The organism is Nocardia sp. NPDC050378 (assembly GCF_040655675.1).
In the GTDB taxonomy this organism is placed as follows: Bacteria; Actinomycetota; Actinomycetes; order Mycobacteriales; family Mycobacteriaceae; genus Nocardia; species Nocardia coubleae.
The window spans coordinates 100,284-121,521 of record NZ_JBFAKI010000012.1 but is presented as its reverse complement, the minus strand read 5'-3'; the positions used below and the strand labels follow the sequence as shown (position 1 = coordinate 121,521).

Here is a 21,238-nt window from a genome sequence, read left to right as displayed (position 1 = left end):
GGTCGCCCCGCGCTCCCGCTCGGGCAGCTGGAGCGCGAGACGACCCTGCCGCCGCGAGTGGGCGGCGGTCAGCCCGTGCCGCGGATCCGCAGGACCATCAACGCCGTCGCTACTTCGGTCGGCCGGTCGGCGAAGGGGCGGGGGAGGAGTTCGTCGACACGGGCGAGACGCCGGTCGATCGTGTTGCGGTGGGTGAAGAGCCGATCCGCGGTACTCGACCGGTTGAGGCCTTCCGCGACGTAGGTGAGCACCGTCTGATGCAGGACCGGGCTCGCGGCTTCGAAGTCGCCGAGGACATCGGTGACGAACTGATCGAGCTGGCCGACATCGGCCGACATCAAGTCGATCATCTGGACGTCCTCGTAACGGATCACGGGCAGATTCGAGCGGAGCCGCGACAGCAGGCGCTGCGCCGCCGCGGCATCCAGATGGGTTCGCCGAAATCCGTTGATGCCCGAGGCCGCCCGGCCGAGCGCCACGCGAGCACGGGGGTGGCGACTGAGCATCTCCTCGAGATCCGCGGCGGGCGGCACGGTTCTCGACGGAATCCACAGCCACTGCGCGGAGGTCCCCGCCACGACGGTGAGTCGACCCTCCGCGCCGCAGGCCCGCATCAACTGCTCACTCACGGCTTCGAGTGCGTGCGCGTTGCGCTCCGAATCCGTCCACACCACAGCGCCGATGTGCGAGCCGGTCAGCGCGTATCCCAGCTGGGCCTCGGCCCGTGCCGGCGCGATGTCGGCACCCTGGAGCAGCAGTTCGACGGTGGCGTAGCGCTGCAGCTGCGCGCCGCCGGCGAATTCTTTGCGGACATCGTCGACCTGTTGTGCCAATGCCGCGATGGCGTCGTCGACGGCGGTGGTCAGCGAGCAGGCGGAGACCGCCACGAGCTCCTCGAGCTCCTCGAGATCGCCTGTCACCCTGAAGCATTCGGCCAGCCACCACCGCCACACGACGTACTGTCCGGCCCGCCAGGAGGTGACTTCGTCGGTGGTGAGGCCGCGCAGAACGACATTGCGCGCGTAGGTACGCGTCTCCTCACTGTCCGCCGTCGGGACCCGCACGCCGGGTGCGGCGATGTTCGACGTCAGCCACTTCTTGAGGGCGAAGACGCCGACGCGGTCGCTGGCCTCGGCCAGCACGGGATCCTGTGAGATCTCCAGGTAACGGGGGTCCCGGAGCGTCGCCTCCTCCATGTCGGCCAGAATCTCCTTGTGCCTGGCGAGCATGGTCTCGGCGACATCGCGGAAGAGCTCGCGCACCCGGTCGGAGGGCACGGGCCACAGCTCGCCGAACTCTACGGTCATTGTCCAGGAACCTCCATCGCTCGCCGTGACAACGAGTATGCGCCGCCCGCCCCGGCGATTTGCTAATGAGGATCTGAGGCTGTCAGTCCGTCTTGGTCATCACGTGCTTGATGCGGGTGTACTCCTCGAGCGCGTAGATCGACATGTCCTTGCCATATCCGGACTGTTTGAACCCGCCGTGGGGCATCTCCGAGAGGATGGGCATGTGGTCGTTCACCCAGACGCAGCCGAAGTCGAGGTCGCGTGCTGCGCGTGCCGAGTGGGTGAGGTTCTGCGTCCAGATCGACGACGCCAGGCCGAACTCCACGTCGTTCGCCCACTCGAAGGCCTGGTCGATATCGGCCGCACGCTGCACGGTGACGACGGGGCCGAACTGCTCTGTCTGCACGAGCACGTCCGCCTGGCTCGGGTTCGCCACCACCGTGGGTTCCAGGAAGAAGCCGTCGCCGGGCAGGGCCTTGCCCCCGGTCACGATGGTGCCGTCGGTCTTGGCGAGGACGTCGAGGATGGACTGCCGGTGTGCGGCCGAGATGACGGGACCCATGTCGATGCCGCCGCCGGTAGTGGGATCGCCGACTCGGATCGCCTCGACCGCGGGGACCAGCGTCGCGAGCAGCCGGTCGTAGATTCCCGGGGTGGCGATCACCCGACACGCCGCGGTGCAGTCCTGGCCGCTGTTGACGAAGCCGGCGGAGGCGATGCCCGCGACGACCGCGTCGAGATCGGCATCGTCGAGGACGATGACCGGCGCCTTGCCGCCCAGCTCGAGATGCGTTTGCGCGACGTGGGCCGCGGCCACCTCGGCGATGTGCCGCCCGGTGCTGGTGTCGCCGGTCAGCGAGACCAGGCCGATGCGGCGATCGGAGACCAGGTGGTCGCCGATGTCGGCCGCCGATCCCGACAGCACGTTGAACACACCGGCAGGGAAGACGTCCTGCGCGAGCGCGGCGACGTAGAGGGCGGTCAGTGGGGTCTGACGCGAGGGCTTGAGGATGGTGCAGTTCCCGGCCGCCAAGGCGGGACCGATCTTCCAGGTCGCCATGAGCAGCGGGTAGTTCCACGGTGCGATGCCCGCGACGATGCCGATCGGCTCGCGCCGCACGTAGGACTCGTAGCCGCGCAGGTACTCACCGCCGGCGCGGCCCTCCATCGTCCGCGCCGCACCCGCGAAGAATCGCAGGTTGTCCACCGCGAAGGGCACCTCGTCGCGGGCGACCGGGAGGGGTTTGCCGACGTTGCGGGACTCCAGCACCGCGATCCGCTCGGCGTGTTCTTCGATCTTGGACGCCAGGGTCAGGAGCATCTCGGCCCGTTCGCCCGGGGTGGTGCGCCGGAACGAGCGGAACGCCTGCTCGGCGGCGGTCACGGCCGCTTCGACGTCCTCCTGTCCGCTGGCGGGAACCTGGGCCAGGACCCCGCCGGTCGCGGGTTCGAGGACATCGAGCAGCCGTCCGGATGCGGCGTCGACGAGTTCGCCGTTGACGAGGTTCTTCGCGCTGTAGTCATTGGGGTCGAGCATGGTGATCTCCTTGTGTTGTTCACGGTGGGTCAGGCGGTGGGATGGATGCTGCGCGGTCGAGGAGTCACACCGGAGCAGGCGCAGCCAGTCGGGTGCCCTTCGACGCGATCCGCGCGACCGGGAGGTCGCCCATGGAAAGGAATCCGGGGGAAGCGTCGACGACCGCGGTCGCGACGTTCACCGCTGCCGCGATCGTGCTCATGAACGACTCGAAGCCGACGGGTGAGGACAGCTCGATCACCTGATCGGTCCCCTCGATGCGGTAGTCGTCGCCCGCGCTCACCGGATCGCTGCCGTCGAAGAAGCCGAACATGATCTCGAGGTCGATCACCGTTCGACCGCCCAGCGTGCCGCGCGCGGCGTGGGTGACGGCGGCGATCCGGCCCGGCTCGATGACGACGTGGTCGCCGGTCCGGACGGTGTCGCTGACGATCGCGGGGGAGACCTGGCCGACGACGATCTCGTCGAGTGACCAGCCGAGACCGGCGGCGAGCGCACCGATGGCCTGTTCGAAGCCGTAGTGGCCGACCACCGCTCCGCAGGCCTGCGCCTCGTCGAACTGTGCGGGCGTGAGCCCGAGGCCGAACTTGGACAGGATCGCTCCGTAGCGCGACATGTTCGTCCGGCGGCGGACGACGACCCGCTCCACGCGCTGGGTGAGTGTCGTCAGCAGGAGCGGGAGGGTGTCCATCAGGACACCGGGGTTCGCGCCGGTACCGACGACGGTGACGCCGTTGGCCTTCGCGACCTGGTCCAGGCGTCGTGCGAGATGCGGGTGGCTGGACCACGGGTAGGACAATTCTTCGCAGATGCTCATCACGTTGTAGGACCGTTCGAGCAACGGCACGAGGGTGTCGACCACCAGGTTCAGGTCCGAGGTCGTTGCTACGACGGCCAGGTCGGCCGTGGGAAGGCTGGAGGGTTCGTCGATGACGGTGATTCCGCTCGCGCCGAGGCCGGCGAGGGTTCCGAGGTCGGCGCCGACGACGGCGCGATTGCGGTCGGCCGCGCCGACGATCCGCACGTCGGTGCGCTGCAGCAGGGATTCGGCCATGGCGAGCCCGGTGGCGCCGAGGCCGACCATGACGATGGTGTGCGTCAAAGATATTGTCCTTCAATGAGATTGGGTGCCGGGTCGGCGAGGGCTATTCCTGGGTTCCCGCAGTCGGTCGCAGTCGTCCGACCACGGGGCCGAGGGCGAGGGAGCCGAGAAGCAGCACGATGATGGCGACGGAGACGCTCTGCTCGGCTCCCGCGAGAAGGTCGAGATTGAGCAGCATCGCCGCCAGGATCACGAGCAGTCCGCCGAGGCCGAGCAGGGGTGCCACCAGGGTCCGCAAGGCCGAGATCCCGTGGGACTCGCGGCGGAAGTAGACCAGCACGGCCGAGCACGTCAGCACCAGCAGGATCACGTAGCCGACCGAGCCCAGCCCCGAGGTCCAGGTGTAGAGCTGACTCATCGGATCGAGGCCGATCGCGACGGCGAGCGCCACGACCACGACCACCGCCGCCGTCACCGCGAGCGATCCGCGGTGCGGCGAATTGTGTTCCGGGTGGACCGCCGCCAAGCGGTGCGGCAGCAGCTCACGTGACGACAACGACAGGGTGTACCGGGACAGGATGTTGTGCCAGGTCAGGGCTGCGGCGAAGGTGCTGGTGACGAACAGGGGCACGATCAGGTCCGCGCCGACCCGGCCGAGGTACTGCAGCGCGACCGAGGACAGCAGGCCCTCGGGATCGGTGGTAGCGGCGGCGGCGACCTGACTGTCACCGATTCCGCTGATCACCGCCCACGAGGTGACCGCGTAGAACAGGCCGACGACGGTCACGGAGACGACGGTCGCCCGGCGCACGGTGCGGACGGGGTCCTTCGCCTCGTCGCGGAACACGGCGGCGGCCTCGATGCCGATGAAGCTGAGGACTGCGAAGATGAGCGCCACGCCGGGCGCGCCGCTGAAGGCGTCCGCGAGGGAGACGACGCCGTCGGACAGGCCCTCCGGGCCGCCGCCGCGCAGGAGGATCGCGGCGTTCAGCACGACGACGAGGCCGACCTCCGCGACCAGCAGGACGCCGAGCACCTTCCCCGACACCTCGACGTTGCGGTGGCCGAGGAAGGCGATGATCGCCAGCCCGACCGCGGCCCAGACCCACCATGGCATCGAGGGTCCGCCGTAAGTGGTCACCATCGCATCGGTGCCGATCCCGAGCAGCACGTAGAGCCCGATGTAGATGCACGTGTAGGACAGCACGGCCAGATAGCCGGTGCCGATCCCGGCGACCCGGCCGAGCCCCGCGTGCACGTAGGAGTAGAAGGCTCCCGCGGACCGGACGAAGGGCGTCATGGTGGTGAATCCGAGAACGAAGAGAAGGAGCACGGCGAGCGTGGCGAGATAGGCCGCCGGGAGCCCTGCCCCGTTGCCGAGCGCCAGCCCGAGTGCCATCGGCCCGCCGACGACGCAGAGCGGGGCCGCGCCCGCGATGATGATGAGCGAGATCGAGAGGACACCGAGCTTGCCGTGCAGGCGGGCCGGACGCTTCGACGCAGCGCTCTCGTGGGTCCTGGTGGTCATGTCTTCCTTCATGCGATGGTTCGCCGCGGTCAGGGGATCAGCAGCTGGCGCAGCTGGGCACCGCTGGCGAGATCCGACAGCGCCTGCGCCGCCTCGTCGAGCGGCCTGCGGGCGGTGATCAGCTCGTCGAGGAGTAGTTCGCCGCTCATGTACAGGTCGACGAGCTTCGGGATGTCGAACTGCGGCCGGATGCTGCCGTAGTTGGAACCGAGGATCCGCGCGTCCATCTCGGCGAGCGCGAGCGGCTCGAAGGAGGCCGTGGCGCCCGCGGCCGGGAGTCCGACGACGACCGCGGCACCGCCGAGGGCGAGCGCGCGGATCGCGGCCTCGGTGGTGCTCACGTGCCCGATCGCGTCGAAGGCGAAGTCCACGCCGTCGGGCATCAGGTCGCGCAACGCCTCGACCGCGTCCGCACCGTCGAGGCCGATGGCGTCCGTGGCGCCGAAGGTCTTCGCGAGTGCGGCCCGTTCGGGGGAGAGATCGACGGCGACGATCCGCTCCGCGCCCTGCAGGCGGGCGCCCTGGACGATGTTGAGTCCGACTCCGCCGCAGCCGATCACCGCGACGGTGGCTCCGGCCGTCACCTTGGCCGTGTTGACGACAGCGCCGACGCCGGTGGCGGCGGCGCACCCCACCAGCGCGACGGATTCGAGCGGCGCGTCTTCGCGGATCTTGATCGCGCCGGTCGCGGGGACGACGACCTCCTCGGCCCACGAGGACACTCCGAGGTAGTGGTTGACGCGCTGCCCACCACGGCTGAGCCGGCTGGTGCCGTCGAGCAGGCTGCCGGTCGCGTTGATTACCGTCGCGACCTGGTGGCAGCGGGTCTCGCGCCCGGCGAGGCATTCGCGACACTGTCCGCAGTACGGGTTCCACGACAGCACGACGTGGTCGCCCACCGCGAGGTGCGTGACACCCGGGCCGACCTCGGTGATCACACCGGAGCCCTCGTGCCCTGGAACCAGGGGCGCGGGGACCGGCCACTCACCGCGGACGAGATGCAGTTCCGAGTGACACACCCCCGCCGCCGCGATCTGGACGCGGACCTCGTTGCGCGAGGGCGCTGCGAGGTCGATGTCGGTGATTTCGACGGAGGTGTCCTTGTCGGTGAACAATGCGGCGCGCATTACTCGACTCCTTTTGCGGGGCAATGTGATCGGCGAAACCGCAACGCTTTCCGGCACGGAGCGGCTGCTGAAGCGGTGTGGCGTGGATCTCACTGTGACGGCTCGGTGGGCGGATCAGCCACAGCATGTTTCAGCCAGTTACCGGGCGAAGCGGTGCAGATTGCACTCCGAGCCCAGGTGGTCGTGCGGCGCGAACCGGGAGAGGTGCGATTTCCACCACGAAGCCCCACAAGACGCTGAGATTCGATGTGGTGTGCGCCACACGGGGACCGGCAACCTGAATACCTCACGACGCGCTCGGCACAGGAAGGTAGCGAGGGATGAGCAATACAGCACCCGGCCCGGAGTACTTCGACGTCGTCATCATCGGCGGCGGAATCTCGGGTATCGGCGCCGCGACATACATCACCCGGGAGTTCCCGAACAAAAAGGTGGTGCTCCTCGAGGGGCGCGATTCCATCGGCGGCACGTGGGACCTGTTCAAATACCCCGGCATCCGCTCCGATTCGGACCTGCACACCTTCGCGTACGAGTTCAAGAGCTGGAAGAACGAGAACGCGATCGCCGACGCCCCGCTGATCCTCGACTACCTCGAGGAGACCGTCGAGGAGTACGGCCTCGCCGATCGCGTGCGCTACCGGCACAAAGTGGTCTCCGCGGCATGGTCGAGCGATGACGCCCACTGGCTGCTCAACGTCGACGTGACAGAGACCGACGGCACCGTGCGCCGCGAGGTCGTCAAGGCCGGCTGGGTGTTCGGCGCCACCGGTTACTACGACTACGAGAAGGGCTTCACCCCGGAGTTCCCGGGTCGCGAGGACTTCACCGGCGACATCATCCACCCGCAGCACTGGCCCGAGGGCTATGACTACTCCGGGAAAAAGGTCGTGGTGATCGGCAGCGGCGCCACCGCGATCACACTGATCCCGTCGATGTTGAAGGGCGACGGAGCGGCCGCGCACGTCACGATGCTGCAGCGCACGCCGACCTACATCTTGACGCTGCCGCGGGTGGACGCCCTGAGTCTGAAGCTCACCCGCCTGCTCGGCGAGCGCGGCGGCTACCTGGCCACCCGGTGGAAGAACATCCTCACCGACTGGACCGTTGTCCAGCTGCTGACCCGGTTCCCGAACGCGTCCCGCCGCTTCATCCGCAGCGTCAACGTCAAGGAGCTGCCCGCCGGCTTCGACGTCGACAAGCACTTCAACCCGCCGTACAACCCGTGGGAACAGCGCCTGTGCCTCGCGCCCGACGGCGACTTCTTCAAGTCCATCCGCGACGGCGGCGCATCTGTGGTGACCGACCGTATCCGCCGGTTCACCGCCACCGGCATCGCACTCGAGTCCGGCGAGCACCTCGACGCCGACGTCATCGTCACCGCGACCGGACTGAACCTGCGCCTCTTCGGCGGCATCGACCTCACCGTGGACGGGCGTCCCGTCGACCTGCCCAACACCGTGGTGTACCGCGGCATGATGCTGTCCGGCGTGCCGAACTGGATGAACGCGATCGGCTACACCAAGTCGTCCTGGACGCTCAAGATCGGGCTGCTCGGCAGGAGCATCATCGAGCTGCTGCGCCACATGGACACCCACGGCTACGACACCGCCGTCCCGCACGCACCCGACGGCGTCGGCACCCGCTCCATGCTCGACCTCGACTCGGGCTACATGCAGCGCGCCAAGAACGACCTGCCGCGCCAGGGCGACGCCATGCCCTGGAAGACGGAAAACGTCTTCCTCGATGACCGGAAGATGTATCGCGGCTCCGTGATCGATGAGCACCTGCGGTTCAGCTCCCGCCTCGAGCGCGAGCTCAGCGGCCGCACCGTCATGGAAGAAGCACGGCCATGATCGTGACCGCGCCCGGACAGGCGCCCGTCGCCCTGAGCGCTGCCGAGCGGGTGCAGCGCGCCGCGTTCACCGCGCTCGGCGGCCTCCCCGGCGGTCTGCTCCGGCGGCTCGCGCCGCGGGTGGTCAACGCCGACGGCGAGGTGATGGCCCCCGAGATCGCGCTACTGCTCAAAGCCACCGCGGGCGCTCCGGACTTCAGTGACGGCACTCCGGAGCAGGCCCGCGCGATCGTCGCGAACGACTCGCGGGTGTTCGCCGACAAGGCGCCCGCGGGGGTGCTCGTGGAGCCGGAGATCGTGATGCCGACCGGTCTGCGCGCGACCATGTACCGGCCGGCGACACCCTCGAAAGCCCTGGTCCTGTTCCTGCACGGCGGAGGTTTCGTCCTGAGCAGCCGACAGGACTACGACGTGCCCGCCCGGTTGATCGCCGACGGTGCCCGCGTCAACGTGCTCTCGGTCGAGTACGGTGTGGCGCCGGAATCCCCGTTCCCCGGCCCCGTCGACGACGCGGTCACCGCATGGCGGTTCGCCGTCGAGCACTGCGCCCAGTGGGGGATCGATCCCGCACGGATCGTGCTGCTCGGCGACAGCGCGGGCGGCAACCTCTGTGCCGTGCTGGCCGATGTCGTGGCGGGCGAGCAGGTCCGGCCCTTCCTGCAGGTGCTCATGTACCCGGTCGTGGACGCGGTGGGAAACTACGCCTCGCGCAAGGAGTTCGCCGACAACGCGGCACTGTCGGCCAAGCAGATCGAATGGCTGACCGATATGTATCTGCCGGACCGGACGGACGCACTCGACCCGCGGGTCTCGCCGATCCTCGCCGACGACCTGTCCGGCGCGCCTCCGACGCTGATCACCGTGGCCGGTTTCGATCCCCTGCGGGACGAGGCGCTGGCCTACGCCGCGCGACTCGAGGAGGCAGGCGTCCCGGTTCGTGTCTTCCGTGAGAGCGGCCTCGTCCACGGCTACCTCTCGATGACCCGCATCAGCCCCACGTCCCGCGCTGCGCTCGACCGGGTCACCGACGCTATTCGCACCAGCCTCGAGGAGTTCTGATGAGTACCACCCGCATGATCCTCGTCCTGCTCGCCGACCTGGCGATGGTCTGGGCAGGGTTCTACTACGGCATCAAGCTGCTGCGCGGCAACCGCAACTTCCTACTCGGCCTCGAATGGGTCGTGATGGCGGTGTCCGGCGTGAACGTGCTGTACCTCGCCGCGATCAACGTGGACCACGAGAGCCTGAGTTACCACGCCATGGTCTTCTTCGACGCGTTCTCCCGGTCGTTCGGTATGACGGTGATCCTCGTGGTCGGCTTGATGGCGGTGACGCACCGATACCGCCCGAGCTGGATGGTGGAGGCCCTGGCCATCGTGGCCGGTATCGCGGTGGGCCTCAACCGTGCCCTCGAACCCCGTGCGGTGGAACCGAGCTGGGCGGTCTTCTACCTCGTGATGAATCTGGCCGCCGCACTGTTCGTGTTCGTCTACATGGCGCCGAAGCTGTGGCGCGGGGGCGACCGCGGCAACGCGACGTGGGTGGCGCTCGGCGCCGCGCTCGGCGCCTTCGTAGCCATCATCTACGACTACTTCCCGATCCCCGGCGACGACGCGGACCACACGCTGTTCTACATCATCTCGCTGACGATCTGGGCACTGATGATCGTGACCTTCTCGCGCGGCTACCTCGCACTCGAACGGATCAACACCCAGACTGACGAGCACACCTCGGCTCCGGAAGGTATCAGCACGCGAGAAACAACGGCTTGACCAGTTCGCCGGTCGGTCCGCGACAGGCTGTGCACGAAGCGCACGCGCAGGACAGCTTGCCGCGGGTCGAAGTCTTTCCGACGTCGTGGATCACCTCTCGCCACACTGCGCCGAACACCGCCGGATCCCACGATGTCGTGGTGCTCGGCTGTGGCCTGATGGGGTCCGCGCCAGCGGGAGCCTGGAACCGCACGCTCTACCGGGCATCAGCGCCGGCCGCCGACGGTGTGCACGCTGTCGCCGACAGCAGCGTGGTGGGTCGGCCGGTGTCGGTCGTGAATTCGCTCGCCATGCCGTAGGCGATGTACTGCATCATCACCAGATCGGAGAACGCGAACGCGCCCGTCACGACGAGCAGGATGAGCGCGGCCGCGGTGATGTTGCGCCCCGTCCGGTACGTCGATGGCGCGCAGACAGTCGGTCCCGCGATTCGTCGATCGCGACGTTCAGAGGTGACGTCGACGGACGGGAACACGCGCCGGCACCCCCGCGAACCGGGACTTCTCCCGCGGGGGTGCCAGTACTCACTGGGCGACGAGGCTACCGACCATCGTCTCGGTAGCCCCGTCCTGGATGACCTCGAGTGCCCGGTGATCGGAGCGGGTGCGGCGAGGTCAGGAATCGAGACCGAGGTGGTCGGCGAGGTCCGCGTAGTCGACCTGCCACAGGCCGGGGGAGCCGGTCGGGTACTGGGAGCGGAAGCCGAGGAGCCGTTGCACGCGCGGTGAGAGCGTCTTGGCGAGTTCCGGGTCCACCAGGAACGGGTAGGCCTCCTCGGGAGTGAGGAAACCCGGGTTGAAGGTGAAGGCGACGCCGCGCCGATATTCGTCGGTGGTCTGATTGGCGCCACCACCGTGCACCACTTTGCCGCTGATGACGAGCGCATCACCGGCGTTCATCACCGCCGGGATCGTCGCCTCCGGGGTGCCGGTGTCCTCGAAGCTCTCCCAGTGGTTGCTGCCCGGGATCACCCGGGTCGCGCCGTTCTCCTCGGTGAAATCGGTGAACGCGATCAGAAAGTTGATCGTCACCTCGGGGCCCTGCGGCCCCATTCCGATGAAGGGGTACCAGTTGCCGAGATCGCGGTGCAGGATCTGCGCGGCGTTGCCCGGGCCGATCTCGATGACCTGGGCGGTGGTCATCCAGTAGGTGCCCGACTCCTCCAGGAACACCGCGTCGCAGAGCCCGTGCACGAGGTCGTGTTCGATGATCTCGTTGCGAAATGTCGGGCTGTGGGTGACGAGGTTGGTGAGCCGCTTGGTGTTGCTGCCGTGGAACGCGGCCACGATCTCGTTCTCATGGGTCGAACCGGGGCGCAGGGCCTGCAGCGGCGCTTCGACGTCGGTGTTGAACCGGTCGATCTGGTCCTTGGTCAGAAAATTCTTGATGATCGCGCCGCCGTCGCGCTGGATGATCGCGAGAATGTCGGCGACCGGCGTATCGGCAGGCACGGATTCCAGGGCTCGGGTTGGCTGGACAGCGGTCATGGTTTCGACTCCGTTCGGGAAGATTCGGTGCGGTTGTTCACGAAGCCGGGCGGCGGGTGCCGCCCGGCGGACCGGTGTCAGCCGAGGCTGAACGGCCGGCCCCACAGGGTCACCCAGCTGGTGACGCGCTCGGTGACGATCTCGACGCTGACGAAGGCACGGGCCTGGGCGTATCCGCCGCAGCCGGACAGGCCGATGGTCTGGTCGGACCAGGTCACCGATCCGCTGCCGCCGGAGAACACGTTGTAGGCCTTGTGCGACTCGTTGCCGAAGTCGTCGGCCTTCTCCCGGTCGAGGATGTAGAACGACTCGGCCTGGCCGGGACCGAGGGAGAGCTCACCGCTGGTGTTGGCACCGGCACTGGCGTTGCCCTCCCAATCCGAGGCCCCTTCCACCCCGCCGCCGACACCGCCGCCGGCGATGTTCACCTGACAGCCGACGACGTAGCCCGGCAGGACCAGGCCGCCGGCCTCGGCACCGGTACCGGCGAGTTCGACCTGCGCGGTCCCGGAGACCCACGCGTTGCGATGCACCGGCGTCGAGCCGAGGGAGGGGTTGATATTCGCCGATTCCCCGGTCAGCCGGACGGTCACGACGGTGCCGTCGGACAGGGTCTCGACGAGCTCACCGCCGGGCAGCGGGACGAAGGTGTCGGCGGTCGCGGCGGGTGTGGCGGCCAGGCCGAGCGCGAGTGCGGCGACCGCGCCGACGCCCAGGTGGGCGAGATACTGACGGTTGAACATCGAATTCACCTTGGTGGTTTGAGGTTTCGCGAGGGCGAAGCGAGGGGCGGACGGGCTGGTTCAGCCGATGCTGAACGGGGCGCCGTAGAGCGAGGTCTTGGAGTAGTGGTCGCCGATGATCTCGACCACGGTGTAGGCGCGGGCCTGCGCGTAGCCCGCGCAGCCCTGGATCTCGATCTCGGCGTCGCGGTACTCCACCGAGTACACCCCCGGTTCGAGGATGTCCTTGTAGTCGATCTGCACGAACTTCACCTCGCCGGGACCGAGGTCGACCCCGATCGATCCGCCCGCGCTCACCCCGCCGGTGGAGATCCCACCGGACACCCCGGCGCCGATGGCGTCGTCGGCGATGCTCACCTGGCAGCCGACGATGTAGCCGGTGTTGAGTTGGGAGGCGCCGTGGGTCGAGGAGTTGTTGCTGCCCGGCCTGCCGGTCGGGCCGTTGGTCGGGCCCACCTCACCTTCCGGCGTGACGGCGACGTCGGCACTGGCCCGGCCGGATACCCACACCACCCGACCCGCGCCGTTGGCCGCCATCGACGGCGACACCAGCGCGTGTTCGCCGGTGCGGGTGAGCGTGACGCCCGGACCCGACTTGGTGCCGTCCGGCAGCGGCACGAAAGCGTCGGCGCCGACGGGTGCCGCGGCCGCGACGGCGCAGGACACCGCGGCGATACCGGCCACGGCCAGCGCCGAGGTCGAGCGGGTCCTTGCCCTACGAGAACTCATGATGATCCGAATCTCCTTTGATTCTGTTACTGATTCCGGGTACGCCGCATCGACCGCTCGGCTGTCTGAATGCTTCGAGAGGTGAAAGACGAAGGGGGTTGTCCGGCCCGCGCCGCTACGCCGGGCGCGCGGGGACCCGCTGGAGAACTCGCTCGAGGAGCGCGGCGGTTTCCTCGATGTCGGCGAGCGTGTGGGCGGTACTGACGAAGATCTTTCCGGACGGCATGAAGACGGCGCCGGATTCGACCATGCCCGCGGTGATCTCGGCCCAGAGCCCGTCCGTGCCGTGCAGACTCGTCTGCTGATCGTGCGGCGCGAACTGCAACAGCGACCCGACCCGCCGGAGACCGGCCGGTGCGCCCGCTGCGGTCAACACGTCGGTGATCGCCGTCTCGAAGGCGGCGCCCAGCTCGTCCAGCTTCGCGAACACGCCCGGCTCGGCGGACAGCTCCATCGCGGCCTTCACCGCCGCGAGCGCCACCGGATTGCCGTTGAAGGTGCCGGCGTGGGTGAGGCCGTCGTCGACGAGATCGATGATGTCCGCGCGTCCGACGACCGCGCTCTGGGTGAACCCGCCCGCGATCGCCTTGCCGAACACCGAGAGGTCGGGGCGGACGCCGAACTTCTCGGCGGCGCCACCGCGCGCGATCCGGAATCCGGCGATGACCTCGTCGAAGATCAGCACGACACCGTGCTTGTCGCACAGCTCACGGATCGTCTCGAGAAAGCCGGGCGCCGGGTTCGTGACGCCCGCGTTGCTCATGATCGGGTCGATGAGCACTGCGGCGATCCGCCGTTCCTCGGCGGCGGCGAGGATCTCCGCGATGGCCGCGGTGTCGTTGAACCGGCTGATGATCAGGTCGGCGTGGGCATGCGGACTCTGCCCGCGGCCGGCGGGGACGGCGGCCTCACCCGTGTCGTCGGCCGCCATGCTCGCGTACACGCTGTCGTGCCAGCCGTGGTAGGCCTTCGCGAACTTGACGACGCGATGACGGCCGGTCGCGGCACGGGCGAACTTCAACGCGACCTGCACGGCCTCGGTCCCGGTATTGGTCCACACCAGCCGCTGCGCGCCCGGGACCGAGGCGAGGACCGCCTCCGCGGCCTCGTACTCGAGGCGATGCCCCATGCCGACGACCTGCATCGAGGTGATCACGCGCGTCACCGCGTCGACGACGTGCGGGTGGCTGTGGCCGTGGACCAGCGGCCCCCAGGCCATGACGTAGTCCACGTAGCGGTCGCCGTCGAGGTCCCACACGTACGCCCCGCTGCCCCGCTCCACGAAGAGGGGGACCGGCCGCATCGTGGCCCGCAGGCCGGAGCTGACGCCACCGCCCAGGCTGCGCCGGGTGCGTTCGAATGCGGTGACGGAGGATTCGATTCCCATGGTTTTCCTTGCTCGAGGTGACAGAGGTACCGGGCCTCAGAGCTGCAGGTAGTCGCCGAGCTCGGTGTAGTCCACCTGCCAGAGGCCGGGTGAACCGGTGGGATACTGGGAACGGAAGCCGAGCAGGCGCTGCACCCGGGGGGAGAGCTGCTTGGCGATCGCCATGTCGACGAGGAATGGATACGCCTCCTCGCCGGTGAGGAAGCCAGGGTTCAGCGCGAAGGCGACGGCACGCCGGTACTGGTCGGTGGTGACGTTCGCGCCGCCGCCGTGCACGGTCTTGCCGCTGAAGACGAGCACGTCACCGGCCCGCATGAGCGCGGGTACCGTCGCCTCGGGCGTGCCGCGATCCTCGAAGTCGGCCCAGTGGTTGCTGCCGGGGATGACCCGGGTCGCCCCGTTCTCCTCGGTGAAGTCGGTGAACGCGATCAGGAAGTTCAGGGTCACCTCGGGACCCTGCGGGCCCATCCCGATGAACGGGAACCAGTTCTCCAGGTCGCGATGCAGGATCTGCGCCTTGTTCCCGGGGCCGATCTCGATGACCTGCGCGGTGGTCATCCAGTAGGTGCCGGACTCCTCGAGGAAGGTGGCGTCACAGAGGTCGTGCACCAGGTCCTTGTCGAGGATTTCCTCGCGGAAGGTCTTGCTGTGCGTCACCAGGTTCGTCAGCCGCTTGGTGTTGCTGCCGTGGAAATCGGCGACGGCCTCGATCTCGTGGGTCGAGCCGGGCGCGAGCGCGGTCAACGGCGCTTCGATCTCGCTGTTGAACCGCGCGATCTGGTCCTGCGACAGGAAGTTCTCGATGATCACGCCGCCGTCCTCGGCCACGATGGCGAGGATTTCGGTGAGGGGGGTCGATTCCGTCACCGATCGCAGGGTGGCTTTCACTGGCGCGTTCATGAGCTCCTCATTTCGGTAAACCAAGTGTTTGAATCAAATGATCTGATCGAGTGATTCGATTGTGTGACGGAAGACACGATGTGTCAAGGGTTGGGCCAGGAATCATCGCGCGCCGCCCTTCGCGGCGAGGCAACGAACGGGCAGGTCGAGCATGGTGCGCAGGCCGGGCGTCAGCGTCGCGGCTTCGTCGACCACGTTGCACGCGACGGCGACCGTCGCGGGCGCGCTGGCGAAGCCGCCGGGGGCGCCGACGGTGATGTCGCCGTCGGGTGTCCGCAGCGTCCATCGATCGCCGAGCTCGACCGCGTCCAGTTCGGGGCGGAACCCGAAATGGATACTCAGGTCCACGACGACATCGTCACGGTGCGAACCTCGCGCGCCATGGGTGATCCCGGCGACCGTGCCCGCCGCGATGCGCGCGTGCGGTCCCACCCGTTCCCGCTCGGCGAGCACGGCGATCTCCGGTGTGCCGACCTCGACGGCATCCAGTTCGAGGCCGAGCGCCCAGGACAGCGCGCCGATCGATTCGGCGAAACCGAAGTGCCCGGGCAGGCGCCCCTCGGTCACCGCGGCGGTGAACTCCGCTGGGGTGAGCCCGAAGCCGAACTTGTGCAGGATTCCGCCGTAGGAGGCCATCTCGGCGGTGCGCCGCACGACCACACCCTCGACGGTCGGCACGAGCGAGGACAGCACGGTGGGGACGACGTCCATGAGCATCCCCGGATTCGCGCCGGTGCCGAGTACCACGATCCCGTGCCGCCGGGCGATCTCGTCGATCCGGTGGCTGAGTTCGGGTTGCTCACGCCACGGGAAGCCGAGTTCCTCGCAGATGGACACGACGTGTACTCCGCTCGCCGCCAGCTCCGCCACGATCGGCTCGAGCTCGGCGAGCAGAGAGGTGGTGGCCACCAGCGCGGTGTGGGAGCCCGCCGCGGCGCTGAGGTCATCGGCGATGGGGACTCCCACGGGGCCGAGGCCCAGCAGCTCGCCCAGATCTCGGCCGGCGAGCGCGGGGTCGCGGTCCACGGCGGCGGTCACGCTCGCGCGGTCGCGGGCAAGGAGGGTTCGGGCAGCTTCCCTGCCCACGGCGCCGAGTCCGACGATGGCGATTCCGGTTCGACTCATTCTGCTCATTCCTTCACTGGGGCGCGCTCGGGGCGCGGAGGTGTCGCTGATGGGGTGTGCGAGCGCGCTCAGTCGCCGAAGTGCTTGCGCAGGTGGAGTGCCGCGTCGGAGGCGGCGCGGGCGGCCTTGCCGATCGTGGTCACCTCGGTGAAGAAGCCGTGCAACACGCCGTCGTAGCGGCGGATCTCGATCTCGGCGCCCGCACGCGAGGCCACGGCGGCGAAATGCTCGTAGTCCGACCGCAGGACATCCACCTCGGCGGAGATCACCAGGGTCGGCGGCAGGGCGTGGAGGGTGGGTGACAGGAGCGGGACGGCGCGCGGATCCCGATCCGCTCCGGTACCCGCGGCGTAGTTCGACCAGAACCACATCGCATCGGCCTTGCAGAGGACCGGCGCGTCCTCGAAAGCCTCCCAGGACGGGCCGGAGTGGGTGTTCGACGTCGCGGGATAGGCCAGGACGAGCGCGCTCGGCGCGGGTTGGTGCGCCGCGGCCAGGCTGGTGCAGATCGACAGCGCGAGATTCCCGCCCGCGCTGTCGCCGGCCAGTGCGATGCGAGACGGGTCGATCCCCAGCGAAGCTGCCTCGCGCTGGACCCACTCGTAAACCCGGAGGCAATCGTCGGCGGCGGCGGGAAAGACGTGTTCGGGCGCACGCCGGTATTCGACCGAGACCACGACGCAGTCCGCTTCGACGCTGAGCGTTCTGCAGAGTTCGTCGACGCCGGCCAGTGTCCCGACGACGAACCCGCCGCCGTGGATGTAGATCAGCGCGGGCAGGTCTCGTGCGGCGGAGGGGCGGTAGCAGCGCACCCGGAGCGGCCCGGCCGGGCTGTCGATGGTCCGCTCTTCGGTGCTGTGCACAGGTCGCGTCGGGGTCGCGGCGGCCTCGGTGGAATCGAAGAGGGAGCGCACGCCGTCCACGCCGTACCGGGAGTAGGGGGGAGCGGGCGCGTGGTCGAGCAACGCGTGAGCGAACGCCCTTTCGTCGGCATCGAGCATGTCGATCATGGCGGCTACGGACAGGCCCATCCGAGACTCCTTTCGGGTCGCCTACCTCGGCTTCTTCGCGGGAAGAGCATCGGCAGCTCTTGACAAATCAGTTGATTAGATCACATGATTCTGTCACACGATCTCGTGAATGTGAGCGCGATCTCAATGGAGAGAGGCGGATATGCCCGAATCAGCAAGCCACGTGGTAACCGGGGAAGTGGCGGTGACTGGCGGCCCGACACCGATGGTCCTCTCGGTGGCACGGCGGTTGCGCGAGGCGATCGCCTACGGTGCGACGTTCACCGCGACCGAGGAATCGCGGACCGTCGCCCTCTCGTCGACGACCGACGCGCAAAAGACCTTCCTCACCTTCGTCGGCGCGCAGATCGTCGTCGCCGCCGCAGCCGACGGAGCCGAGCCCGACCTCTCCTGGGACGTACGGTGGCCCGATCCGGCTCCGGCCGAAATCGATGGCGAGGCGCTCGACGGCTTCGCGAAGGAGGTCCAGGTCCTGCTGTCCGGCCGAGATGTCGACTGGCGCTCGGCGGCGGCGGATTTCTGGGACCGCGTGCACGCGGTGCCCGGCGTGCCCGGCGGCCTCGGCGTCTACTGCTTCGACGAGGACGCCTCCGTCGAGTTCGGCGACCTCGCCGACAACGGCTACCAGCTGTTCGGCACGTCCGCGGCGCTCGCTCGCCTGTTCGGTGGCCGCTCCCTGATCACCGACGAACTCGCGGGCGGCGAGCTCGCGGTCGACGGCTCTGTGTCCAGTTTCTCGGCGCTGTTCGGCGCCAACCTCAAGGTGGTGTTCGGTGAAGTCTGACAAGTTCGGTGACCTGGCCGCCGTGTCGAGCGTGCGGCTCGAGGCGACCAATCACGACGGTGTGCTGATCGGCAAGACGCTGTCGCCGGCGAAGTATCGCTCGTGTCGCGACAAGGGCGTCGCGGTGCCCGATCTGGTCCTCGGCCTCGACCTCGGCAACAATTCGTCGCTCGGCTACGACCACCCGCAATGGCGGCGAAACGGCCTGATCACCGATATCGAACTGCGGCCCGACGAGGACACGTTGATCGAATGGAAGCCCGGGATGGCTTCGGTGATCGGCGACCTCTGGACCCTCCAGGGCGAGCCCGTAGCGGCAGACCCCAGGCAGGCGCTCAAGCGGATCGCGGCCGCTTACGCCGAGCGTGGCCTGAACGTGCTGGCGTGTGTCGAGATCGAGGCGACCGTCTTCCAGGAGTCCATCGATCAGGCACGCGCGCAGCAGTACCAGAACCTCACGCCGCTCGGCGGCACGAGCGGTGCCGCGCTGGTGCACGCGAAGTCGCCGGACCACACGGAGTACATGGAGGCGGTCGTCGCTCGCTTCGACGAGATCGGCCTGCCCTGGGAGGCGTGGTCCGACGAGGCCGCGACCGGTCAGATCGAGTTCAACATCGCCCCCGCCGATCCGGTGACGGCCGCGGACCGGTGGGCGCGCGCCCGCCAGGTCATGCGTGAGGTGGCCTACTCCCTCGGCCGGTCGGTGACCTTCATGTCCAAGTGGTCCGCGGAGTACGGGCAGGGTTCCCATCTCAACGTCTCGGTCAGCGACGCCGACGGCAACATCTTCTTCGACGCGAGCCGGCCGGACGAGCCGAGCGAGCGCATGCTGCACTTCCTCGGCGGCGTGATGGCCACGCTCGAGGCGTCGACCAGCTTCGCGCTGCCAACCATCACCTCCTACCGGCGGCTGATGGAACTGGAAGGCCCGCCGACCACGCAGACCTGGGGTATCGCGAACAAGTCGTGCGCCGTGCGCGCGGTGCTGGCAGGCCCGTCCGCCAGCCGGCTGGAGTACCGGCTGCCCGCCTCCGACTCCAATATGTACTCCACGCTCGCCGCGTTCCTGGCCGGCGGCCTGCTCGGACTCGACGACAAGATGACGCCGCCGCCGCGCTTCGAGCGGATGGCCTGGGCGCTGGCGCCGGGCACCGTTCCCGTGGTCCCGAAGAACCTCTACGACGCCATCTCCGCGCTGGACGCCGACGACCAGCTGCGCCGGTACCTGGGCGACGAATTCGTGAACTACTGGGTCGGCCTTCGCCGTTGGGAATGGCTCGCCTTCCACACCGGAGCCGAACGCACCGACGAGCAGATCTCGGTCTGGGAGTCGCTGCGCTACTTCGAACTCGCATGACCACCATTCACGGAAGGCAGAGCACACCATGACGAACACGATCTCCGGCAGCGAACGATCGCGTGCGCTGGCCGCCGCCGTCCCGGCTTCCTTCCGGATGTGGGTGGGCGGCGAGTGGGCCGACGCGGCGAGCGGGGAGTCTCTCGCGCTGCGCGATCCGTGGTCGGGCGAGCAGTTCACCTCGGTGCCCGCGGCCACCGCCGCCGATGTCGATCGGATGGTCGCCACGGCCCGAGCCACCTTCGACGGTGGCGTGTGGTCGCGGATGTCGCCCAGGGAACGCGGCCGCATCCTGATCGCCTGGGCCGACCTGATCGAGCGGGACGCCGAGCAGCTGGCCGTCCTGATCTCCCGCGAGATGGGCAAGCCCGTCCACGAAGCCCTGAATCTCGAACTCGTCTCCGCGGTGCGCAATCTGCGCTGGTACGGCGAGTTGGCGGACAAGCTGATGGACGACTCCCCGCGCGGGTTGCCCGATGTCGTCGCACTGGTCACCCGCGAGCCGCTGGGCGTGGTCGCGGCGATCACGCCGTGGAACTTCCCGATCAGCCTCGCCATGGCCAAGCTCGCGCCCGCGCTGATGGCGGGCAACAGCGTGATCCTCAAGCCCGCTCTGCAGACGTCGGTGTCCTCGCTGCGCTTGGCGGAATTGAGCAGTGCCGCCGGACTTCCCGACGGGGTGCTGCAGGTGGTGACCGGTCGCGGCTCGCTCGTCGGCACCGCACTCGGCAGGCACAACTCCGTGGCCTGCGTGACCTTCACCGGCTCGACCGAGGTCGGCCTGCAGCTGCTCGGCGACGCCGCGGTGTCGAACGGGAAGACGGTGTCGCTCGAGCTCGGCGGAAAGTCGCCGAACATCATCTTCGCCGACGCCCCCGATCTCGATCAGGCCGTGCGCACCGCCGTGTGGGCGTTCACCTACAACACCGGTCAGATGTGCACCGCCGGGACGCGGCTGTTCGTGGAGCAGTCGGTGTACGACGAGGTGGTCCAGGGCGTGGTCGAGCAGGTTTCGGCGCTCACGATCGGCGATCCGCTCGACCCGGACACCGTGCTCGGGCCGCTGAGCAGTCGCAGCCAGTACGACACCGTGCTGGAGTTCATCAAATCCGGTGTGGCCGAGGGCGCCACGTTGCTGACGGGCTCGGAACAGGGACTCGACGAGCAGCGGTCCCTGGTCGCGCCCGCGGTCTTCGTCGACACCACGCCGGCGATGCAGATCGCTCGCGCGGAGATCTTCGGTCCGGTCGTCTGTGTGCAGCCGTTCCGGGACGAGGACGAAGTGCTCCGGCTCGCCAACGACACCGACTACGGCCTGGCCGCGTCGGTGTGGACCCGCGATGTCTCGCGGATCCACCGGATGGCGCGGGGGCTCGACGCGGGCAACGTGTGGGTCAACTCCTACGAGGGCGGCGTGCCGTCGACGCCCTTCGCCGGCCGGAAGCTGTCGGGCAACGGCGCCGACAAGGGCGTGTACGCCGTCGACAAGTACAGCCAGCTGAAGACGACCTGGATCGCCCTCTAGCTGCGCCCGACACCCGACCCATC

19 protein-coding genes are annotated in these 21,238 nt (G+C 68.5%); 6 read left to right on the top strand and 13 right to left on the bottom strand.

Annotated features, from left to right (window positions below; translation table 11 throughout):
* Positions 1-68 precede the first annotated feature (68 nt).
* The 5 genes from AB0I35_RS24270 to AB0I35_RS24250 form a co-directional block, all read right to left on the bottom strand.
* On the bottom strand, positions 69-1,307 hold the full coding sequence (locus AB0I35_RS24270; protein ID WP_357398541.1) for a helix-turn-helix domain-containing protein: 1,239 nt from the start codon (positions 1,305-1,307) through the stop codon (positions 69-71).
* Between the two features lie 82 nt (positions 1,308-1,389).
* On the bottom strand, positions 1,390-2,826 hold the full coding sequence (locus AB0I35_RS24265) for a gamma-aminobutyraldehyde dehydrogenase (RefSeq protein WP_357398540.1): 1,437 nt from the start codon (positions 2,824-2,826) through the stop codon (positions 1,390-1,392).
* Positions 2,827-2,890: 64 nt separating this feature from the next.
* Entirely contained in the window at positions 2,891-3,928 is a 1,038-nt protein-coding gene (locus AB0I35_RS24260) for a dihydrodipicolinate reductase (RefSeq protein ID WP_357398538.1), read from the bottom strand.
* A 43-nt stretch (positions 3,929-3,971) separates the two neighbouring features.
* Positions 3,972-5,396, bottom strand: a complete 1,425-nt coding sequence (locus AB0I35_RS24255; RefSeq protein WP_357398537.1) for an APC family permease — start codon at positions 5,394-5,396, stop codon at positions 3,972-3,974.
* 29 nt (positions 5,397-5,425) lie between these two features.
* Positions 5,426-6,523 (bottom strand): Zn-dependent alcohol dehydrogenase, encoded by a 1,098-nt coding sequence (locus tag AB0I35_RS24250; RefSeq protein WP_357398535.1) that lies wholly within the window; start codon positions 6,521-6,523, stop codon positions 5,426-5,428.
* 320 nt (positions 6,524-6,843) lie between these two features.
* Here AB0I35_RS24250 and AB0I35_RS24245 point away from each other — a divergent pair, with 320 nt between their 5' ends.
* Genes AB0I35_RS24245 through AB0I35_RS24235 form a run of 3 tightly spaced genes read left to right on the top strand, consistent with a single transcriptional unit; the run spans position 6,844 to position 10,147 of the window.
* Complete coding sequence (locus AB0I35_RS24245; protein ID WP_357398534.1) at positions 6,844-8,376, top strand: NAD(P)/FAD-dependent oxidoreductase; 1,533 nt, start codon at positions 6,844-6,846, stop codon at positions 8,374-8,376.
* The gene (locus AB0I35_RS24240) at positions 8,373-9,434 is read left to right on the top strand and encodes an alpha/beta hydrolase (RefSeq protein ID WP_357398532.1); all 1,062 of its coding nucleotides are present in this window, start codon (positions 8,373-8,375) and stop codon (positions 9,432-9,434) included. Before AB0I35_RS24245 ends, AB0I35_RS24240 begins: the two co-directional genes overlap by 4 nt.
* Entirely contained in the window at positions 9,434-10,147 is a 714-nt protein-coding gene (locus AB0I35_RS24235; protein ID WP_357398531.1) for a hypothetical protein, read from the top strand. Before AB0I35_RS24240 ends, AB0I35_RS24235 begins: the two co-directional genes overlap by 1 nt.
* A 196-nt stretch (positions 10,148-10,343) precedes the next feature.
* Here AB0I35_RS24235 and AB0I35_RS24230 read toward each other — a convergent pair whose 3' ends face one another.
* The 8 genes from AB0I35_RS24230 to AB0I35_RS24195 form a co-directional block, all read right to left on the bottom strand.
* Entirely contained in the window at positions 10,344-10,622 is a 279-nt protein-coding gene (locus tag AB0I35_RS24230; protein WP_357398588.1) for a hypothetical protein, read from the bottom strand.
* Between the two features lie 139 nt (positions 10,623-10,761).
* Complete coding sequence (locus AB0I35_RS24225; protein ID WP_357398530.1) at positions 10,762-11,634, bottom strand: phytanoyl-CoA dioxygenase family protein; 873 nt, start codon at positions 11,632-11,634, stop codon at positions 10,762-10,764.
* Positions 11,635-11,711: 77 nt separating this feature from the next.
* Entirely contained in the window at positions 11,712-12,377 is a 666-nt protein-coding gene (locus AB0I35_RS24220; RefSeq protein WP_357398528.1) for an MspA family porin, read from the bottom strand.
* A 60-nt stretch (positions 12,378-12,437) separates the two neighbouring features.
* Positions 12,438-13,106: an MspA family porin gene (locus tag AB0I35_RS24215; protein WP_357398527.1), complete on the bottom strand. Its 669-nt coding sequence runs from the start codon at positions 13,104-13,106 to the stop codon at positions 12,438-12,440.
* Positions 13,107-13,221: 115 nt separating this feature from the next.
* Entirely contained in the window at positions 13,222-14,493 is a 1,272-nt protein-coding gene (locus AB0I35_RS24210; protein WP_357398526.1) for an aminotransferase class III-fold pyridoxal phosphate-dependent enzyme, read from the bottom strand.
* A 36-nt stretch (positions 14,494-14,529) separates the two neighbouring features.
* The gene (locus AB0I35_RS24205) at positions 14,530-15,393 is read right to left on the bottom strand and encodes a phytanoyl-CoA dioxygenase family protein (RefSeq protein WP_357398525.1); all 864 of its coding nucleotides are present in this window, start codon (positions 15,391-15,393) and stop codon (positions 14,530-14,532) included.
* A 102-nt stretch (positions 15,394-15,495) separates the two neighbouring features.
* Complete coding sequence (locus tag AB0I35_RS24200; RefSeq protein ID WP_357398523.1) at positions 15,496-16,518, bottom strand: dihydrodipicolinate reductase; 1,023 nt, start codon at positions 16,516-16,518, stop codon at positions 15,496-15,498.
* A 68-nt stretch (positions 16,519-16,586) separates the two neighbouring features.
* Entirely contained in the window at positions 16,587-17,549 is a 963-nt protein-coding gene (locus AB0I35_RS24195; protein ID WP_357398522.1) for an alpha/beta hydrolase, read from the bottom strand.
* A 142-nt stretch (positions 17,550-17,691) separates the two neighbouring features.
* On the opposite strand from AB0I35_RS24195, the gene AB0I35_RS24190 reads away from it, so the two are divergent.
* Genes AB0I35_RS24190 through AB0I35_RS24180 form a run of 3 tightly spaced genes read left to right on the top strand, consistent with a single transcriptional unit; the run spans position 17,692 to position 21,215 of the window.
* A complete protein-coding gene (locus AB0I35_RS24190; protein ID WP_357398520.1) occupies positions 17,692-18,333 on the top strand; it encodes a hypothetical protein in 642 nt (213 codons plus the stop codon).
* Positions 18,323-19,690: a glutamine synthetase gene (locus AB0I35_RS24185; protein ID WP_357398518.1), complete on the top strand. Its 1,368-nt coding sequence runs from the start codon at positions 18,323-18,325 to the stop codon at positions 19,688-19,690. The genes AB0I35_RS24190 and AB0I35_RS24185 overlap by 11 nt, the downstream gene beginning before the upstream one ends.
* 28 nt (positions 19,691-19,718) lie before the next feature.
* On the top strand, positions 19,719-21,215 hold the full coding sequence (locus tag AB0I35_RS24180; protein WP_357398516.1) for an aldehyde dehydrogenase family protein: 1,497 nt from the start codon (positions 19,719-19,721) through the stop codon (positions 21,213-21,215).
* Positions 21,216-21,238 lie beyond the last annotated feature (23 nt).

What these genes read in the sequence shown, in the direction of transcription:
- AB0I35_RS24200 (WP_357398523.1), bottom strand. Translation starts at nt 16,518, where the DNA reads ATGAGTCGAACCGGAATCGCCATCGTCGGACTCGGCGCCGTGGGCAGG.
- AB0I35_RS24190 (WP_357398520.1), top strand. Translation starts at nt 17,692, where the DNA reads ATGCCCGAATCAGCAAGCCACGTGGTAACCGGGGAAGTGGCGGTGACT.
- AB0I35_RS24210 (WP_357398526.1), bottom strand. Translation starts at nt 14,493, where the DNA reads ATGGGAATCGAATCCTCCGTCACCGCATTCGAACGCACCCGGCGCAGC.
- AB0I35_RS24250 (WP_357398535.1), bottom strand. Translation starts at nt 6,523, where the DNA reads ATGCGCGCCGCATTGTTCACCGACAAGGACACCTCCGTCGAAATCACC.
- AB0I35_RS24180 (WP_357398516.1), top strand. Translation starts at nt 19,719, where the DNA reads ATGACGAACACGATCTCCGGCAGCGAACGATCGCGTGCGCTGGCCGCC.
- AB0I35_RS24265 (WP_357398540.1), bottom strand. Translation starts at nt 2,826, where the DNA reads ATGCTCGACCCCAATGACTACAGCGCGAAGAACCTCGTCAACGGCGAA.
- AB0I35_RS24215 (WP_357398527.1), bottom strand. Translation starts at nt 13,106, where the DNA reads ATGAGTTCTCGTAGGGCAAGGACCCGCTCGACCTCGGCGCTGGCCGTG.
- AB0I35_RS24240 (WP_357398532.1), top strand. Translation starts at nt 8,373, where the DNA reads ATGATCGTGACCGCGCCCGGACAGGCGCCCGTCGCCCTGAGCGCTGCC.
- AB0I35_RS24225 (WP_357398530.1), bottom strand. Translation starts at nt 11,634, where the DNA reads ATGACCGCTGTCCAGCCAACCCGAGCCCTGGAATCCGTGCCTGCCGAT.
- AB0I35_RS24245 (WP_357398534.1), top strand. Translation starts at nt 6,844, where the DNA reads ATGAGCAATACAGCACCCGGCCCGGAGTACTTCGACGTCGTCATCATC.
- AB0I35_RS24220 (WP_357398528.1), bottom strand. Translation starts at nt 12,377, where the DNA reads ATGTTCAACCGTCAGTATCTCGCCCACCTGGGCGTCGGCGCGGTCGCC.
- AB0I35_RS24195 (WP_357398522.1), bottom strand. Translation starts at nt 17,549, where the DNA reads ATGGGCCTGTCCGTAGCCGCCATGATCGACATGCTCGATGCCGACGAA.
- AB0I35_RS24270 (WP_357398541.1), bottom strand. Translation starts at nt 1,307, where the DNA reads ATGACCGTAGAGTTCGGCGAGCTGTGGCCCGTGCCCTCCGACCGGGTG.
- AB0I35_RS24255 (WP_357398537.1), bottom strand. Translation starts at nt 5,396, where the DNA reads ATGACCACCAGGACCCACGAGAGCGCTGCGTCGAAGCGTCCGGCCCGC.
- AB0I35_RS24235 (WP_357398531.1), top strand. Translation starts at nt 9,434, where the DNA reads ATGAGTACCACCCGCATGATCCTCGTCCTGCTCGCCGACCTGGCGATG.
- AB0I35_RS24205 (WP_357398525.1), bottom strand. Translation starts at nt 15,393, where the DNA reads ATGAACGCGCCAGTGAAAGCCACCCTGCGATCGGTGACGGAATCGACC.